This window comes from Prauserella aidingensis (assembly GCF_024171865.1).
Taxonomy (GTDB): Bacteria; Actinomycetota; Actinomycetes; order Mycobacteriales; family Pseudonocardiaceae; genus Prauserella; species Prauserella aidingensis.
Map to the genome: position 1 here is coordinate 1 of NZ_JAMTCN010000049.1, position 17,102 is coordinate 17,102.

The 17,102-nt window shown below is 68.4% G+C and carries 21 protein-coding genes; 6 read left to right on the plus strand and 15 right to left on the minus strand.

Annotation, left to right across the window (positions count from 1 at the left end; genetic code table 11):
- Positions 1 to 526: 526 nt before the first annotated feature.
- The 5 genes from LY13_RS24885 to LY13_RS24905 all read right to left on the minus strand — a co-directional run bounded on the left by LY13_RS24885 (position 527) and on the right by LY13_RS24905 (position 3,855).
- On the minus strand, positions 527 to 757 hold the full coding sequence (locus LY13_RS24885; protein ID WP_253831000.1) for a hypothetical protein: 231 nt from the start codon (positions 755 to 757) through the stop codon (positions 527 to 529).
- A 5-nt stretch (positions 758 to 762) separates the two neighbouring features.
- Positions 763 to 1,542 carry a TetR/AcrR family transcriptional regulator gene (locus LY13_RS24890; protein ID WP_253831001.1) on the minus strand — a complete coding sequence of 260 codons (780 nt, stop codon included), beginning with the start codon at positions 1,540 to 1,542 and terminating at the stop codon, positions 763 to 765.
- A 225-nt stretch (positions 1,543 to 1,767) separates the two neighbouring features.
- Positions 1,768 to 2,382: an HAD family hydrolase gene (locus LY13_RS26090; RefSeq protein WP_253831002.1), complete on the minus strand. Its 615-nt coding sequence runs from the start codon at positions 2,380 to 2,382 to the stop codon at positions 1,768 to 1,770.
- A gap of 75 nt (positions 2,383 to 2,457) precedes the next feature.
- Positions 2,458 to 3,291 carry a hypothetical protein gene (locus tag LY13_RS24900; protein ID WP_253831003.1) on the minus strand — a complete coding sequence of 278 codons (834 nt, stop codon included), beginning with the start codon at positions 3,289 to 3,291 and terminating at the stop codon, positions 2,458 to 2,460.
- 18 nt (positions 3,292 to 3,309) lie between these two features.
- The gene (locus tag LY13_RS24905) at positions 3,310 to 3,855 is read right to left on the minus strand and encodes a GNAT family N-acetyltransferase (protein WP_253831004.1); all 546 of its coding nucleotides are present in this window, start codon (positions 3,853 to 3,855) and stop codon (positions 3,310 to 3,312) included.
- 184 nt (positions 3,856 to 4,039) lie between these two features.
- On the opposite strand from LY13_RS24905, the gene LY13_RS24910 reads away from it, so the two are divergent.
- A complete protein-coding gene (locus LY13_RS24910; RefSeq protein ID WP_253831005.1) occupies positions 4,040 to 5,647 on the plus strand; it encodes a sugar ABC transporter substrate-binding protein in 1,608 nt (535 codons plus the stop codon).
- A gap of 189 nt (positions 5,648 to 5,836) precedes the next feature.
- Here the strand turns inward: LY13_RS24910 and LY13_RS24915 are convergent, their stop codons facing one another.
- The 4 genes from LY13_RS24915 to LY13_RS26095 all read right to left on the minus strand — a co-directional run bounded on the left by LY13_RS24915 (position 5,837) and on the right by LY13_RS26095 (position 8,671).
- Positions 5,837 to 6,571, minus strand: a complete 735-nt coding sequence (locus LY13_RS24915; protein ID WP_253831006.1) for an SDR family NAD(P)-dependent oxidoreductase — start codon at positions 6,569 to 6,571, stop codon at positions 5,837 to 5,839.
- A 109-nt stretch (positions 6,572 to 6,680) separates the two neighbouring features.
- The gene (locus LY13_RS24920; RefSeq protein ID WP_253831007.1) at positions 6,681 to 7,271 is read right to left on the minus strand and encodes a TetR/AcrR family transcriptional regulator; all 591 of its coding nucleotides are present in this window, start codon (positions 7,269 to 7,271) and stop codon (positions 6,681 to 6,683) included.
- A gap of 127 nt (positions 7,272 to 7,398) precedes the next feature.
- Positions 7,399 to 7,920, minus strand: a complete 522-nt coding sequence (locus LY13_RS24925; RefSeq protein ID WP_253831008.1) for a VOC family protein — start codon at positions 7,918 to 7,920, stop codon at positions 7,399 to 7,401.
- Positions 7,921 to 7,999: 79 nt separating this feature from the next.
- Complete coding sequence (locus tag LY13_RS26095) at positions 8,000 to 8,671, minus strand: helix-turn-helix domain-containing protein (RefSeq protein WP_253831009.1); 672 nt, start codon at positions 8,669 to 8,671, stop codon at positions 8,000 to 8,002.
- A gap of 104 nt (positions 8,672 to 8,775) precedes the next feature.
- On the opposite strand from LY13_RS26095, the gene LY13_RS24935 reads away from it, so the two are divergent.
- A complete protein-coding gene (locus LY13_RS24935) occupies positions 8,776 to 9,111 on the plus strand; it encodes a hypothetical protein (protein WP_253831010.1) in 336 nt (111 codons plus the stop codon).
- A 133-nt stretch (positions 9,112 to 9,244) separates the two neighbouring features.
- Positions 9,245 to 9,406 (plus strand): hypothetical protein, encoded by a 162-nt coding sequence (locus LY13_RS24940; RefSeq protein WP_253831011.1) that lies wholly within the window; start codon positions 9,245 to 9,247, stop codon positions 9,404 to 9,406.
- 308 nt (positions 9,407 to 9,714) lie between these two features.
- On the opposite strand, the gene LY13_RS24945 is transcribed toward LY13_RS24940, so the two are convergent.
- From LY13_RS24945 to LY13_RS24955, 3 genes are read right to left on the minus strand one after another with little or no spacing between them, the layout of a single operon-like run.
- Positions 9,715 to 10,026, minus strand: a complete 312-nt coding sequence (locus LY13_RS24945) for a nitroreductase/quinone reductase family protein (RefSeq protein ID WP_253831012.1) — start codon at positions 10,024 to 10,026, stop codon at positions 9,715 to 9,717.
- 37 nt (positions 10,027 to 10,063) lie between these two features.
- Positions 10,064 to 10,912, minus strand: a complete 849-nt coding sequence (locus LY13_RS24950) for an ABC transporter permease (protein WP_253831013.1) — start codon at positions 10,910 to 10,912, stop codon at positions 10,064 to 10,066.
- Complete coding sequence (locus tag LY13_RS24955; RefSeq protein WP_253831014.1) at positions 10,909 to 11,853, minus strand: ATP-binding cassette domain-containing protein; 945 nt, start codon at positions 11,851 to 11,853, stop codon at positions 10,909 to 10,911. Before LY13_RS24955 ends, LY13_RS24950 begins: the two co-directional genes overlap by 4 nt.
- Positions 11,854 to 11,973: 120 nt before the next feature.
- Here LY13_RS24955 and LY13_RS24960 point away from each other — a divergent pair, with 120 nt between their 5' ends.
- From LY13_RS24960 to LY13_RS24970, 3 genes are all read left to right on the plus strand, one after another.
- Entirely contained in the window at positions 11,974 to 12,735 is a 762-nt protein-coding gene (locus tag LY13_RS24960; protein ID WP_253831015.1) for a TetR/AcrR family transcriptional regulator, read from the plus strand.
- Between the two features lie 119 nt (positions 12,736 to 12,854).
- The gene (locus LY13_RS24965; protein ID WP_253831016.1) at positions 12,855 to 13,250 is read left to right on the plus strand and encodes a glycosyltransferase; all 396 of its coding nucleotides are present in this window, start codon (positions 12,855 to 12,857) and stop codon (positions 13,248 to 13,250) included.
- A 33-nt stretch (positions 13,251 to 13,283) separates the two neighbouring features.
- A complete protein-coding gene (locus tag LY13_RS24970) occupies positions 13,284 to 14,096 on the plus strand; it encodes a methyltransferase domain-containing protein (protein ID WP_253831017.1) in 813 nt (270 codons plus the stop codon).
- 20 nt (positions 14,097 to 14,116) lie between these two features.
- Here LY13_RS24970 and LY13_RS24975 read toward each other — a convergent pair whose 3' ends face one another.
- The 3 genes from LY13_RS24975 to LY13_RS24985 all read right to left on the minus strand — a co-directional run.
- Complete coding sequence (locus LY13_RS24975) at positions 14,117 to 14,479, minus strand: hypothetical protein (protein ID WP_253831018.1); 363 nt, start codon at positions 14,477 to 14,479, stop codon at positions 14,117 to 14,119.
- A gap of 1,587 nt (positions 14,480 to 16,066) precedes the next feature.
- On the minus strand, positions 16,067 to 16,621 hold the full coding sequence (locus tag LY13_RS24980) for a hypothetical protein (protein WP_253831019.1): 555 nt from the start codon (positions 16,619 to 16,621) through the stop codon (positions 16,067 to 16,069).
- 173 nt (positions 16,622 to 16,794) lie between these two features.
- On the minus strand, positions 16,795 to 17,102 hold a 308-nt coding region (locus LY13_RS24985; RefSeq protein ID WP_253830959.1), incomplete at its 5' end, for a transposase family protein.

Below are 17,102 nucleotides of genomic sequence, written 5' to 3' on the forward strand. Positions count from 1 at the left end.
CACATCGGGCCATCTACAGGTCCATCTGGGCAACAGGCAGCCGCCAGAACCCGCGATAAGCCCCACGACGTATCGACATAGCACATGGCCTGTTTCACTGCCGCAGGTCGCCAACGACGACCATGAGGTCACCCAGATTTGTGCGCCGTCGTGCCATTAGCGTGCCATTAGGGGCGGTCAACCACGGTCAACGGTGGCACCCGAGGCGCACCCTCGCTCGCAGGTCAGGGCCACTTTCCAGGCGCGTCCGCCTGATTCCCAAGCTGAGAACGCGGGTTCGATTCCCGTCATCCGCTCCAACCACGAAGGCCCAGGTCAGAAGCCATCCACTTCGGACCTGGGCCTTCGTCGTGTCGGGGCCGAGCGAGCGCGAGCCGCCGACGGGCTCCGCCGCTCCGGAACGTGCACGAGCGCCGAATCCGCGATGCGCTTCGGCGCGGGCGCCCCACACGACCGACACGTCCAGGCTCCGCAGCGAAACCGGCCGGGCTTCCTGGGTGGGCATGTCCAGGACGACCGTCCGACATCAGCGCCTGATGTCGGGATAGACGTCGGTGTCGAAGAACAGGATCGGGGGATTGCCGTTGGTCGTCCCGGTCAGCCTCGGACGTCCGCGGGGCGTGAAACCGTGTTCGACGACGTCGTCGGTGACCTCGTTTTCGAGTGCCTGGTCATGTCCGCCCTTGCGGTAGAGCTCCACCAGCCGGCGGGCTTCCTCCCGACTCTCGGCGGTGATTTCGGTGCGCTTCAGCGGCATGGCGTTCAAGCCTCGTCTGTTGAGTGAGTTGGCGGCGCTGCTGGGCTCGTCGGCCCGGTGTCGGCCAGCAGTGCATCCAGTCCGCACTCGAACAGGTCCGCATCGCTCCAGCGTTCCTCGTCCAGGTGTCCCGACGCTGTCAGAGTCGGGTATCGCTCAGGATCCGCAGCGATGAGATCCCGGGCCTCGGTGCGCATCGCAGGATCGCTGGCCTGGTGCCAGGTGGCCTCGGTCAGTGCGGATCCAATGACGAAGTTCGCCAGCAGTCGGGTCCGCACGGTCAGCTCACGCTCGTTCAGGCCACTGCGGGCGAGCGAGGACTGCAAGAACTCGGTGCGGGCCAGCACGTTGGGCCCCAACATGGGGCGGCCGATCAGCGCCGGTGCCCACGGGTGCGCCAGCATCACCTCGCGCCAACGACTCGCAAGGGTGCGAACATCGGCCCGCCACTCGTCCGTCTGCTCGGGGATGGCCACCTCCGCGAAAACCCGGTCCACGGCCAGGTCGAGCACGTCGTCTTTCGTCTTCACATGCCAGTACAGCGCGGTTGCCGTGACCTCTAACTCCTGGGCAAGACGACGCATCGTGAGCCCGCCGGCCCCCGACTGATCCAGCAGCGCCACCGCCGTGTGCACGATCTGCTCACGAGTCAAGGGCGCAGCGCGTCGAGCACGATCAGGCTCGTCTCTCAACCAGACCGTCCCCGAGACCGCCGTCGCGTTGCTCGGGCTTGCCTCGGCCCCTGACCGCTCGTCAGGGGGCTCGTTCAGTCCCGTGGCTGCCATGCCACCGATCCTATTACAGTGTTCATGAAATGTAACACCGTTAAACACGGACGGCCGCGCCTGCACAGCCGCAGCCCCTTAGCAGAACGGTCGTTGCGCCGGGCCGTTCAGCCACTTGTCCCCTACGGCCTCGAGCACGTCGCCAAGCGCATCGCCGCCGTGACGAATCCACGTTCCTCCGAGCTGCACGCCCCGACGAAGGAAGGTGCTCCGCAATGCGGCGGTTCACCCGCCAGCTGACGTCAGCAGCTCCTCGATCTCGGCGATCGCCTGAGCGTTGTCCCGGTAGTGGATCCCGTGGATGCCGACTGCACGCGCCGCGGCGACGTTGGGCTCGAGATCATCTAGGAAGATCATTTCCTCGGGCCGCACCTCAAGGCGGTCACACGTGAGCTTGTAGATCCGCGGATCCGGTTTGCTCATGCCGACCTCGTGCGAGTACACGATGTCATCCACGAGATCCTCAAACCCGTACGCGGCCTGTTCCCGTTCCCGGGCGCCGACGAAGCTGTTGCTCAAGATGCCGGTCCGATAGCGCGGACGCAGCCCCCGGCAGTACTCGATCAACTCGGAGTTGCCGGTGCCCAGATACTGCTCCCAGACATCCGTCATGAACGCATCGGCTTGCGCCACGTCAACGTTCAGCCGATCGCTGATCGCCTGACGCACCTCATCTTCGGTAACAGCGCCGATGGCCCCGGCCGCCCAGATATCCGCTATCCGTCGACCGATCTCACCCTCCGAGAAACCGAGCCTGGCCTCCCACCGCCTGCCGGCACCGAGGTCAGGCACGATCTCGAGTACGTCGCCAATGTCGAACACCGCCGCGCGAATCGCCACGAAGTCAACCTATCGACCGACGCGACCTACGGCGTCGCTACGCGATGAGCTACCGCTCGTCCTTGACCCGTCGGCTCACGTTTCCTTCGGGGTCGCTGCCAGTCGTGCTCGGCGCTGCTGCAACTCTCGCGTGAGGTCCGCCCGCCCGACTGCGGTCACAGCCTCGATGTACGCATCGAAGAACTCCAGATACATCGGCACAAGATGTTCTGACAGAAGTAGTTGCGCATGGCCGGGGTTGTCGATGCCCTGGCGCCGCCACATGAGGGCTGCCTGCGCCAGGGCCGGTGCCGCCCCCGTCCGGCTGTACCACGCTGCAGCCTCATCGTTCCGACCGATCCGCTCGGTGCTGAGCGTGTACATAAACCGGACGGGAAACAGTACGACCTTCGTCGTCGCCCGCACACCTTCGGCGAGTAGACGGCCCGGATTCCGAACAACGGCAAGATACTGGGCATCGAACTTCCCCACAGCGAACTCTGCCCCGTTGATCACCAGTTCGTGAGTGTCCGGAGACGTGGCCTGTGTTCGCCGGTCGGTTCCGTGCAGCAACCGGCCGGACTCGATCAGGTCGCGACGGTCCACTGCGGGCAATCGTCCAAGGGAACCTGTGCCACGAAATACGCCTTCCCAGTCTGTCCAGAATATCGACAAGCGCTCGGCGAATGTTCCCGGATACCGTGCCTTCACCAGGCTGCTGATCTTGTCGATATCGGAATCGGTATCCGCCGACAGGTTGGCCAACACCAGCGCGATGTCAACATCGCTCACCAAGGTCGCGAACCCGCCGTGCGCCAGACTGCCGAGCGTGAACGCCGCCTCCAGGCTCTCACCGAGCACTTCCGACGCAGCCAGCACCGACTCATGAAGAACCCGCATGCCAGCAGTGCCGTCCATGTCGACATCCATCTCCGGATGGTGACACGCTCAGTCCGAGGACGGTCCCGACGTGCGCGCCAGCTCGGCGAGGCCTTCGTCGGCGAGTCGCATCACGTGGATCTCGTCGAGTTCGCGGGCGCCTATCCGTCGGTAGAAGCGGATTGCCGGTTCATTGGTACGCAGCACCCACCATTCGAAACGGCGACAGCCACGCGCGAGGGCCTCCGCCGCCAGATGTCGAAGCAGCTCCATGCCGACGCCGCAGCCGCGTTGCGCCGGGCTGACGTACAGATCCTCCAGGTGCAGCGTCGGCCGTCCGACGATCGTGCTGTAAGTCAGGTAATAGAGCGCAAAGCCGACCGCAACGCCGTCCATGGTCGCCAACACGGCTTCGGCCGTGGGCACCGTGCCGAACAGCGCGGCCGCAAGATCGCCGGGCGTGGCCTGCACTTCGCCGGGAAACTCCTCGGCCACGGCGAGCTCACGTACGAACCGGTCCAGCACCTCGACATCGGCAGGCTCCGCCGGACGGATGTTCACTCGGCCCATGCCCGGGATCGTGCCACGAACAGCGCCGAAACCGGAGCCGGCCACGGTGTCGCACGATACCGCCTTGGAAAATCACGGCGCCGCACATCCCCCTCTACTCCATCCGATGGGGCGTGATCGTCGGTACGGACGAGCGCGCGGGCAACTCCAGTGCCTTGCCACCGCAAACAGGCCCGTGAGCTTGCCGTTTTCGCCTCGTGCGCAGCGGTTCTCTTGGTACGATCCGCCGATGCTGGGCAACCTTTCCGACCTGCTCGGCGCGCTGGGGGCGCTCGTCGTGGCGCTGTCCCCGGTCGTCGTGTGGTTCGTGGCGCGCAGGCAGAAGACCAGGGCGCAACAGCTCAGAATCGGCTGGCAGATCGAGTCCGACAGGCAGAGCACGGGCGCTCTCGTCTACAACGAGTCGAAGTTCCCGATGCAACAGCTCGTCGTCACGGTCACCTGTGGCACGTGGGGCAGGACCTTCCGCAGGGACGTGGCTGTGCTGAAGGCACAGGACACCCACCTCTGGCCGACCGGCGACGTGCACGGGGCAGGCACGGAATCGGCCGAGAAAAGCAGCCACGACACGGATCCGCACAAGGTGCACGCGACCTTCCGCAGCGGCAAGGGATACTGGCTGCGAGACGAGCGGAAGGTCGAGCGCGTGCGATCCCTGGTGCTGTGGGCCGAGGCAACAAGGGCGACGACACTCGAACGCTACTTCGGGCGGCGCAGCAACTTCCGCCGAACGTACAACCTGGCGGTGAAAGTCCAGCGGTTCGAACGAACCGAGGCGCTCGAAGCCGCGTTCGAGCAGGTCGCCGAATCCGGCCGCCCGCCGAGCGGCTACGAGATGCCGGACATCGTCGCCGGCCCGCACGACTGGATGGGCCGCGTCGTCGCCGAGGAGTGGGCGGCCAAACCACAGTTCTCGCCGGAAGGTCTCGCGCGCATGTCGCGGACGGCCCTGGACGCGTTCACCCACGACGAATCGCTGCATGCCATTCCCTACGTGCTCGACAGCGTCGCGTTGATCCGCAACGACGCGCTCGCGGGTGGGGTCATGCCCGAGACGTTCGACGAGCTCCTCACGACGGGGGCCGAAACCTTGCGGCGCCACGGGATCGACGACGGAGTCCCGGTCGCACTGCAGGTCGGAGAGCCCGACGACCGGGGCAACGCGGGCGATCCGTACCACCTGTGGCCGCTGTTCACGAGCGTCGGCGGTTCGTTCTTCGGTCGACACTCCGAAACACCGGGCGACACCGCGCGGTGGCGGGACGATTTCGTCGCAGGCTTCGTGAAACTCGCCGAGCTCGGCAAGGGACACGGCGGGCCGCTCGATCCGGCCGTCGGACGCGCCGAATCGCTTCCACTCTTCCTCGAAGGCAAGGCGCCCTTCCTGATCTGCTCCTCGCGTGCGCTCGCGTCGATCAGGAAACGCGGTATGCGCGTCACCGTGCGCACGGTGCCACCACTCGGCCCTCGGCCCGCCGTTCCCTTCGTGTCGGTGTACGGCTTCTATCTCAACCGGAGGGCGAAGAACCTTCCGGCCGCACAGGACCTGCTGACGACGTACCTCTCGATACCCGACGCGGGGGAGGACCTCAACGCGATCCAGCAGTTGGTGCCCACACAGGAGGAGGCGATGACCACGGTCGCGGAGACCGACCCGGTTCTCGCGCCCTACGTCGAACAGTGCCGCCGGGGAACGCCGATGCCGACGGCTCCCGAAATGCGCAAGGCGTGGCAACTGCTCGGCCGAGCCGAGTACGACCTCCTCGCAGGCAACGACGACCCCCGGGAGATCGCAGAGAAGACGGCGGACGCGGGTTCGGACCTGCTCCACACCTGAGGTCCGCGCCCGAGAAGCACGCACTCACCGTCGGCGGACGCCACCACACGCCTCCGATGCCGGCATCAGCTCACGCGCGCTGTCCACGGTCGCACCGGCGGTCGGCCGAATTTCGGACCACCGGCACCGTGGGCACGCTTCCCGATTCCCGGGACGCGGGCATCGCCAGCGCTTGCCCGACGTTTGGCTTCAGACCTGTGCGACGCCGCCGTCCACGGCGAGATCGGAGCCGTTGACATAGCTGGAGGCGTCCGACGCGAGGAAAACGGCTGCCGCGGCGACCTCTTCGGGCTCGGCCAGCCGACCGAGCGGCACGGACTCACCCGCGGCGGCGGCCGTCTCTGCCGAGATCAGGTCGATCAAACCCTGCGTGCGGGTGGCACCGGGGGAGAGCACGTTAATCCGGTACTGGCGTTCCGCCGCGCCGTGGGCGAACCCGCGCACCAGGTTCCGGATCGCTGCCTTCGTCGCCCCGTACACGGGCAGGTACGGCTCGGGGCGCGAGGCCGCCGTCGATCCGGTGAGGATGATCGACGCCCCCGGCGACAGCAGCGGGAGCGCCTTCTGCACGGTGAACAGCGAACCCTTGACGTTGGTGGTGAACATGGCGTCGAACTGGTCCTCGGTGATCTCACCCAACGGCGCCACGATCCCGATCCCGGCGTTGGCGACCAGGGCATCGATCCGGCCCGCCTGCTCGGCGACCGTCGCAAAGAGCGCGTCGAGATCCTCGAGCCTGCCCACGTCACAGCGGACCCCGGTCACCCCGGACCCGAGTTCGGCCTCGACCTCGTCGAGCTGCTCCTGCCGACGCCCGGCGACGAACACCCGGGCACCCTCGCCGACGTAAGCACGCGCGATCGCCAGTCCGATACCGGCGTTTCCCCCGGTCACGACCGCGACCTTGCCCTCAAGAGCCTTCATGACAGCTTCCCACTTCCCTATTATTGACCGACTGGTCCATAACACTCGATATGGACTGATTGGTCAATAAAACGGTCGGTGTCGTACCTCACGCCGTCTCTCGTGGTGTTCAAGACGTGGGCAACAGCCCACTGAGCAGGGTGTCGGCCATGCTCAGCAAGGTGGCCGGATCCTGGCCGACCCGGCCGAGGACGACCAGTCCGAGCTGACCCGCCAGCACCGCATGCGCGGCACTCTCCGGGACGACACGGGATGCGACGTCCCCCTCGCGCTGCGCCCGCCGGATCGCGTCGACCAGCACGGACGTCGTCGCGGCGTAGCTTCGGCGAGCCTCGGCCGCCACGTCGGAGGCGCTCACGGAGAGCTCCATCGCGGTGTTGGCGAGCAGGCAGCCACGACGGGCCTGGTCGCCATCGGGGTCCCGTAGGGGCCCGGTGACGAAGCCGCGAATCACGTCGACGGAGCGGTCGGCCTCGTCCAGCCACGCGCGCAGCATCCGGTCGTTGGCTTCGTCGTACTCGCGCAGCACGCGCAGGAAGAGGGTTCGCTTGTCCCCGAACGCCCCGTACAGGCTTCCCTTACCGAGCCCACTGGCCGCCAGGAGATCTTCGAGCGACGTGCCTGCATACCCCTTGTCCCAGAACACGTCCTGCACGGATGCCAGGACACGCGCTTCATCGAACTGGCGTGGACGCGGCATACGTCCAGGCTACCCAATAGTGGACCGCCCGGTCCGCCATAGGACCGGGCGGGCGGGCCCGTCCTCCGCAACTCCACACCAGTGTCCGACGGACGGACAGCGCTGGACTTCAGCGTCAACCCGACGTTCAACTGCGGTCGCGCAGCTCGGCCATCGCCGTCAGCAGCGTGTCGTGGATGTAGGTGAGCTCCGGCGTCGGCGCCCACGCCGCCTCGTCCGTGTCCACTTCGGAGGACTCGGCTTCCGCGCTCCACTCGACGACCGCGCTCGGGTCGTGCCGGTAGACCCACCACAGGTTGTCCCACGGGTCGCGAAACCGCGAGAACGTGTCGCCGAAGAACGGCGTCGGCTCGGTCACGATCGTCGCGCCGCGGTCTCGCGCTGCGGTGAGCGTCTCGTCGAGATCGTCGACCCACACCTGCAGCAGCGACGGTGTGAAAGGCCATCCGGGCTTCCGATGGGCGACGGCGATGGTCGATCCACCCAGCTCGACCTCGGAGTGCAGCAGCAGCCCGTCCGTGTCGACCGTCCGTGCGTCCGGCCTCTCGACGGCGCCGAACACGTCGACGAGGAACTCCAGGAGCGCCTCGGCACGACGGGTGATGATGAACGGGTTGACGGCGGCGTAGCCCTCGGGCGCGACGGGCATGATCGTTCTCCTCTCGATGCGGTGACGTCGTCGGCTGTCATCGCATCGCGAGAACCGGGCACCGTCTTGAACGAGAACGTCACGTCGGGGGTGGCTTACCCGCGAGGATGCGGCCGGGCGTCCGGCCGGCGAACACCCGCAGGGCACGCGTGAGGTGGGCTTGGTCGGCGTAACCGGCACACTGCGCCGCCTCGGCGCACGACATGCCGCCCTGCAGGAGCCGGTAAGCGCGTCGAGCGCGGCGCAACTGCTGCACCTGCGACCGCGTCAGGCCTGTCGTCGTGCGGACGTGCCGCTGCCACGTGCGCGCCGACCGCCCCGGCGCGTCACCCTCGAGTGCACGGCGCACCTCCTCGTCGGCGACGACGATCCCCCGGGACAGCAGGGTCTCCACGAACGCGTCCAAGGCGTCGAACTCCGGAATCGCCACGGTCACGTCGCCGAAGGCCACGGCCGCACCGGAACACGGGAGCCGCACCGTCTCGCCACTCAGCGCGCGCTTGTCGACGCCCGGGAGGAAGACGTGCGAACGGAACTCGACGCCCCAGTACGTCTCTCCCGCGCTCGACGACACCACGTGGGCCGCACGGCGAGGCCCGTCCAGCTCCGCGTCCAAGGCTCCGTCGACCCGCCGAATGAACGACAGTCCCCAGTGCTCGCTCGCCCGCACGGGATGCCGACCGTCCGTCTCGGCGACCGCGCGCCACGCCACTCGCACCGCGCCCACCCGGGACAAGCGCTGCTCGTACACAGCTGTCACCGTACTCCCGGGACCGGCGACCGCCACCCGAACAGCGAGGCCGACAGGTGGCACAGCAAGCCGAACACGCGCGAAGCGCTGCCTATACTGCCGTGGTGCGGATGTCGGTGCTCGCAGGGCTGGTCGCGGTGGCGTGTGCACTCGTCTCGTGGTGGGCGTTGACGTCCCCAGTCACCGCGGACGGCGCCGCGGACATGCTCAGCAGTTGCGGCACCGCCCTCGAACCGTCCGACGAGTCGGATCACCTGCTCGGAGCGGACGTCCCGTGGGCCAGGCAGGTGCTCGTGTCGGAACGACAGAGCCAGGCCATTCGGGCGTGCCAGGGCGCCCGCACCGGACGTCAGGCCCTGGCGGGTGCCACCGCGGTGGCAGGACTCGCCTCCGCCGCCTTCGTCGTCACGATGCAACGCCGACGCCGGGTCGGCACGTAATCTCGCGCGGTCGTCCGCCTCCGAACTGAGAACACGTCGGCCGTACGACCCTCACACGCCGAGCGCCGTCCGTGGAAGAGTCGCATCACAGCCGGATCGAGCCGGCGGACGGACACGGAGGGACGGAACCGCAGTGCAGCACACACCCGAGGAACACCCGCTGCCCGGCCGGAGAACATCCGACCCGTACCAGGACATTTTCGCGGACTGCCCGGTCGAGGTGATCCGCATCGCCGACGTGCTCGAGGAGACGCAGCGGTCGCGGTCCGACGAGCCACCGGACGACAAGCCGTAGACCGCTCGCACAGCCCTGGCCAGCTCAGCATAAGGCGATCACGCCTCGAAACGCGGGATCAGCGCCATCAGGACGTCGAACAACGTCACCACGCCGACGACCCCGCCCACGATCAGCAGCACGACACCCAGCACGATGCCGACGACCGCGCCCATCGGTCACCTCGAGAACTCGACGTGAACAACCGCCTCGACCCCCACGTACTCAGCATCGTCTCCCCTGCGACGACCACGGAATCCACTGCCACCGAACGAGACGCGACCGTGACCGTCACCGCACCCGCGGCCGAGGCGCGCGGCGGGACCGGGCTACTCCGTCCACCGGAATCGCACGAACGTCGGCGGGTCGGCGCGCCAGGCGTCGACGACTCCGGGATGCTGCACGTACTTGTCCGCGAACGCCTCCACTGCGCCCGCCACCTCGTCGCCGTCGTCGACGATCGCGCCCACCACCATCCACGAACGACGGCGCCTGCGGAGTTCGACCGCAGGCGTCGCCAGCACGTTCCGCACCCAGTCGCTCCGCAGTCCACCCCGCGCCGCCACGTAGACCGCGCCTCCCGCGCACGCGAACCAGGTCGTGACCGGGTGCTCCACTCCCGTGACACGGCCCCGCGTCACGATCCGGATCGTCGTGGCGTTCGGATCCCAGCTCACGTCAGCGCCCGAGATTGCGGAACCGGCGCACCCCGAGCGGCAGGAAGATCGCGGTGATCACCAACGGCCAGATGATCGCCGCGGTCATCGCGTGCACCTCGGGCCACGCGTCGCCGATCGGAACCGGGTTGCCGAACAACTCCCGAATCGACGTGGCGGTCGCCGACACGGGATTCCACTCCGCGACCGGCTGCAACCAGCTCGGCATCAACTCCGGGGGCGTGAACACCGACGAGATCATCCCGAACGGGAACGCGAGCGCGAACAGGTTGCCCGCCTGCTCGGTGCCGTTGACGAGAAGTCCGATCCAGATCCCCACCCAGATCAGCGAGAATCGCAGCCACAACAACAGCGCGAACGCGGCGATCGTCTGCCACAGCATCCCGTCCGAGCTCCAGCCGATCAGCAGTGCGATCACGGCGAGCACGGCCAGGTCGACCGCCGCCTGGATGGTGTCGGCGAGGTTGCGGCCCACCACGATCGCCGACGACGCCATCGGCATCGACCGCACCCGGTCGATGAAGCCCTTCTCCTTCATGTCCGCGACGGCGAAGGCGGTGTTCATGAACCCGAACGCCATCGTCATCGCGAACAGGCCCGGCATCGCGTAGCCGATGTAGCCGACGCCCGCGCCCTGCCCGGTGACGTCCATCGCCGAACCGAACACGTAGACGAAAAGCAGCACCATGACCACGGGGAAGCCGAGCTGCCACGCGAAGTTGGCCGGCTGCCGCACCAGGTGGGCGAATTCCTGTCCCACCACGACCCGGTAGTCACTCAGCGTCCAGCGGATCCGGTCGCCGACGGAGTCGTCGGCCGCCGGCCTCGGAGTTGTCATGTCGTGGGTCATGCCGTCTCCCTCCCCACCAGTTCGAGGAACGCCTCGTCGAGAGTGGGCCGCCGGAGCCCGAGATCGGCGACCTCCAACCGCCGCTGCCGGATCTCGGCGGCCGCGCTCACCAGTGCGTCCACCGGGTCGTGGACGAACGCCGAGACCGTCAGCGCCTCCGCTTCCACGGAGGGTTCGCCCGTCCCGACCGCCTTGACCACCTCGGTGATCGACTCCAATGCCTCGGGCGTCGTCGCCACCACCTCGAGGCGCTCGGCACCCATCCGGCGCTTGAGGCCGTCCGGGGTGTCGTCGACGACGTTCCGGCCGCGGTCGACCACCGAGATCCGGTCGCACAGCCGGTCCGCCTCGTCGAGATAGTGCGTGGTGAGCAGCACCGTGGTGCCGCCGGCGGTCAGCCCCGCGATGGCCTCCCAGACCTCCCTGCGCCCGGCCGGATCCAGCCCGGTCGTCGGCTCGTCGAGGAACAGCACGTCCGGTGCCAGGATCATGCTGGCCGCGAGGTCGAGACGACGGCGCATGCCACCGGAGAACTTCTTCGGCACGCGGTCGGCGGAAGCGGTGAGGCCGAACTGGGCCAGCAGTTCGTCGGCGCGGGCGCGGGCGTCGGCCTTGCCGAGCCGGAACAGCCGTCCGAAGTAGACGAGGTTCTGCCGCGCGCTGAGCAGGTCGTCGACCGCCGTCTGCTGTCCCGTCAGCCCGATGCGGCGGCGAACCTGCCGCGGCTCCCGGACGACGTCGTGGCCTGCGACGACCGCCGTGCCCGTCTGCAACCGTTGCAGCGTGGTGAGGATCCGCACCGCCGTCGTCTTGCCCGCGCCGTTGGGACCCAACAGTCCGTGGACGCTGCCACGTGCCACGTCGAGATCGAAGTCGTCCAGGGCGACGGTTTCCCCGAACCGTCTGGTGAGGCCGTGGGCCTCGATGACGGAGCTACTCATCAGGACTCCTGCGTGCTAACCAATTGCGTGCTAACCAATTGCGTGCTAACCGAGTACGTTGTACCCAGTTATAGCGTACGATGTACCCGGTTCGCCAGTGGTAGCTAGGATTCTTGTCCCATGAGCACTCCCCAGACCGGCGCAGGCGATCCACGGCGCAGCCTCGAACTGCTGTGGCGCGAGGACGGTGCCCAGGAAGGGCGTCCCGGTCCCAAACCGCGGTTCACGCTCGAGCAGGTCGTCGCCACCGCGATCGCTCTCGCCGACCGCTCCGGCGTCGCCGCGCTCAACATGCGCGCGGTGGCCGACGAGCTCGGTACCGGGCCGATGACCCTGTACCGCTACGTGCCGGGCAAGGCCGAGCTGCTGGATCTCATGGTCGACCGCGCGACGGAACCGTCACCCGAGGATCTCGCGACGGTGGGCTCGGACTGGCGGGAACACCTCGTCCTGCTCGCGGAGGGCACGTGGGACGACTTCGCCGCCCACCCGTGGCTGCTGGAACTGAACCAGCGCCGTCCCGTCATGGGGCCGGGGTCGCTGACCGGCTTCGACTGGGCGCTACGGGCCTTCGAGGGACTCGACATCCCGGCGCGCGACCAGAACCTGATCATCACCGGCGTCATGAGCATCGTGACCGGTGCCGCACGCGACCACCTGATCGCCGACTCGTCCGACACCCCGCCGCCCACGACCGAGAGCGAATGGTGGGCCGCGCAGGAGCCGTATCTCGTCCGGGCGGCCGAAGGCGGCGACTACCCGCGCCTCGCGGCCGTCACCACCGAGGAGGACGCCTGGAGTTTCCACGGTCGCGAGGCGATGCGCTTCACTCTCGACGCCTTCCTCGACGGCATCGGCGCGCGCTGGGCGCTCGACGGGTAGTCGCGTCCGGCCGCCGCGGCCGCGGCGAATCGTCGACCGCCCCGGTCGCCCCGGTCGCCGTCCCCCGAGTGCCACGCGACGCCCTGCCGAGTCGCCGATCACGTGCGAGCATCACCCGGGTGAAAGCCACCATTTTCACGCCGAGCCACGCACCCGACTACCTCGACGACTGCTACCGCAGCGTCGTCGCCCAGACCTGTCCGGACTGGGAATGGATCGTGCTGCTGAACGGCGACGCCCGATGGGATCCACCCGAACCCGACCCGCGCATCCGCGTCGTGCGCGGCGACACGACGGGCAGCGTGGGTGCCAGCAAGCGTGAGGCGTGCGCACTGGCCACCGGCGACATCCTGGTCGAACTGGACCACGACGACATGCTCGCCGCCACCTGCCTCGCCGAGCTGGTCTCGACCTTCGAGTCCGACCCCGACGCGGTCCTCGTCTACTCGGACTTCGCCCAGATCGACGGCGACGGATCAGCGAACCACGACAGGTTCAACCCGGCGATGGGCTGAGAGTACACGGTCGCCGACGTCGACGGTCACGAGGTGGATCGCTGCCTCGCGCTCGAGCCGAGCCCGCACAACGTGTCCTACATCTGGTACGCGCCCAACCACGTACGCGCGATGCGGCGTGCGGCGTACGAGAAGGCCGGGGGATACGACGCGGCGTTGGAGATCCTGGACGACCAGGACCTGATGATGCGGCTCTACGAACTGGGTCCGTTCCGCCGCATCCCGAAGTGTCTGTACCTGCAGCGCATCCACGGTGCGAACACCCAGCGCGACAAGAGCATCAACAAACGCATCCAGACCGACACCGTCACGCGCTACCACCACGGCATTCGGAGACTCGCGGTCGCGTGGGCACTGCGGTCGGACCTCGGCGTGCTCGACCTGTACACCGCGTCGTGGCCCGACGGCACCGCGACCGAGGACGGCACGCGCGTCGAGATCGACCCGGCGTCGCCGCAGTTGCCGTTCGACGACGAGTCGGTCGGAGTGATCGTCGCGGACGAGCTGCTACAACGACTTCCCGATCGTGGCGCGTTCTTCGCCGAGTGCTACCGCGTTCTCGCGCACGGCGGTCTCGTGTTGACGACCACGCCCAGCACCGACGGCAGGGGAGCGTTCCAGGATCCGACGCACGTGGCGTTCTGGAACCAGAACAGCTTCTGGTACCTCACCCAGGCCGAGCGCCGCGATCGCGTGTTCCCCGGGAATCCGATGCGTTTCCAGATCAGTGGCCTCGGCACGTACTTCCCCACCGATTTCCACGCCGCCAACGACATTTCGTACGTCGACGCCAACCTGATGGCCGTCAGGAGCGGCCCGCGCCAGGGCGGGCCGCTCCTGATCTGAGCCGCGTCACTGCACCCGCGTCACCCCACCCGCGTCACGTTGATGCTTCCCGTGATGCCGGCGAGGCTGCTGCTGTGCGTCGCGGCCCGCGCACCGTTGTACAACGACAGCCACTGGCCACCGGCCGGGACGGTGACGGTGACCTCGTTCGCGACCTGCCCCTCGGTGTTCGCGGCCGTGGCCGTCGTGGCCTTGATGCGGCTACCTGCGACCTCGACGCCACCGAGCACCAGATACGCCGACGTGAGCTCCGACAGGACCGTACCGTCGCCGGACGCGTCTGCCTGCCACGTGTAGTTGATCGTGTACGTACCCTGCGCCAGCTGCACACCGCCGCCGGACAACCCCACGCCCGTGCCGTACGTCGTGCCGACCGTGGTCATCGGAACGGGGGAGTTGGCGTTGTTGGTGGCCGTCGAGCTCGTGTAGAAGTAACCGCCCCCGAGGAAACCGTCCCCTGTGGACCCTGCGGCCCTGTCGCACCCTGCGGACCGGTGGCGCCCTGCGGCCCGGCCGGCCCCGTGGCGCCCACAGGACCCGCGGGTCCGGGTGCGCCCTGAGGGCCGGGTGCGCCCTGAGGCCCCGTGGCGCCCTGGGAGCCGGGCGCCCCCTGCGCGCCCGGAGCACCCTGCGGACCGGTCGGACCTGCCGGACCCTGCGGCCCCACGGGACCCATCGCACCCTGCGGGCCTACCGGTCCGATCGGCCCCTGCGGGCCGACGTCGCCCTGTGCACCCTGTGCACCGTCCTCGCCGTCAGCACCTTGCGGGCCTTGCGGGCCGGTCTCGCCCTGGGCACCGTCCGCACCGTCGGCGCCTTGGGCACCCTGCGGACCGGCCCCGCCCTGTGGACCGACGTCGCCCTGTGGTCCCTGAGGACCGGCAGGCCCCTCGGGACCGGCAGGCCCCGCCACTCCCTGCGGACCCGTATCGCGCCTTGGGCGCCCTGCGGCCCCTGGTCACCCTGCGCACCGTCGGCGCCCTGTGGACCGGCAGGTCCCTGCGGACCACCGGCGCCTTGCGGCCCTTCCGGACCCGTCTCGCCCTGAGCACCGTCGGCGCCCTGTGCGCCCTGTTCACCTTGGACGCCCTGTGGCCCTTGCGGCCCCTCGTCACCCTGCGGACCCTCCGGCCCCTGGTCGCCCTGCGGACCTGCTTCACCCTGCGGGCCCTGGTCGCCCTGCGCGCCCTGAGGACCTGCGGGTCCCTGTGGGCCGGCAGGGCCTGCCACGCCTTGTGGGCCGACATCGCCCTGCGCACCCTGCGCGCCTTGGGGACCCTCCTCGCCGTCAGCTCCCTGAGGCCCGACGGGGCCCTGGGGCCCCGCCTCGCCCTGCGGCCCGGCTTCGCCCTGCGGGCCCTGGTCACCCTGCGGGCCCGTCTCGCCCTGCGCGCCGTCCGCGCCCTGAGCGCCCTGCGGGCCGGCTTCGCCTTGCGGGCCCTGGTCACCCTGCGGCCCCTGGGCACCTTGAGCACCGTCGGCGCCATCAGCTCCGTCGGCGCCTTGTGCGCCTTGTGCTCCCTGTGCGCCGTCGGCGCCTTGAGGTCCGGCCGGCCCCTGCTGCCCGTCTGGGCCCGGGGAGCCCTGCGGGCCGACCGGCCCCTGGGCTCCGTTCGCACCGTCCGATCCGTCGGCGCCATCGGCGCCATCGGCACCGTCTGCGCCCTGCGGTCCTTGTGGGCCGGTGGGACCGGTGTCCCCGTCCGGCCCCGGCACGCCCTGTGGTCCTTGCGAACCGTCCGACCCGGAGGAGTCGGGGTCCGCGGATTGTGCGTCGGGGGACAGCGCGTCCGGGCCTGAAGGTCCGGCGATCGCGGGTCCGGAGATGCCGGACGGCCCCACGTCGAACCACGGTTGCTCGGGCCCCTCCTGCGCGACGGCGGCATAGCGGCCGGAGAGGGCCGTGACAACGGCGGCAGTGGTACTCAGGACGATGTTGACGGTGCGGCGGGCCAGTGAGGCGCGGGGCGTCACGAGCCGCCTCCCACGAGCTTGATGTCACCGCCGTCGGTCAACTTCTTCGATTCCCCGGATTTCGGGGAGAACACTTCGACCTGAAAGCCGGCGTTCTTGAACGAGAAGTACGTGGAGAGGGGTCGTTCCTTGAACACGGCGATGATGGCGCCGTTCTTCGATTCGGTCACGTCGGCGGCGTCCTTGTCGGCACCTTTCAGCGCGTCGTAGCCGTCGATCGCCTGGTAGGTGCTGACCGTCAGGTATTCACCCTTGTCGCCGGCGTCGACGTCGTCCGGCAGGTAGCGGACGAATACCGCGCTCTTCTTGGTGACGGTGACCTCCATTTTCGTTCCGGGACGGTTGCCTGCTGCGTAGAACGGATAGTGGTGACGCGCCATCTCGGACAGCTCGCCCTGCGAAACGATGGTCGGCACTCCGACCGGAACGTCGGACTTTGCCGCTGCGTTGGTGATGTCGCCGTTGCCGCGCAGCAACCAACCGGTCGCGCCGGACACGACGATCAGCAACACCACAGCCGCTACCAGTAGTGACTTGGTCCTCGTCGACATGAAGGACCTCCCAGTTTTTTCGCAGATCGGGTGAGTCGGGGAATTCAGTCACTCGTGCTGATCAGGAGTGTTCCGACTCCCTGAGAAATCCGCTTGTCGATCATGAATCTAAATGATCCATTCGGGCGACCTTGAGCGTGTTTTCTGGATCAGTGAGTTGATCTCAGCGAGTTTCAGGTCGGCCGGTGTTCGAGGTGAGTGAGGGCGAGTGCGGCTTGGATGATGCTGCCGATCTTGCTGGGGCTGGCGGTGATCCGTTGTAAGGTGCGCCAGCGGCCGGTGAGCAGGGCGAATCCGCGTTCGCCGAGGCAGCGCAGCCTGCGTAGCAGGGCGTTGTAGGTGCGGTTGTCGGCATCGAGGACTTGGTTGCCGGGTGGGTGTTTGATCGGGGTGTGCACTCCGATTCCGGTGCCTTCGTAGCCGCCGTCGGCCAGGGTCGGCAGCCCCTGTGAGGCGGCGGCGTACAGCGCGCCCAGCGCAT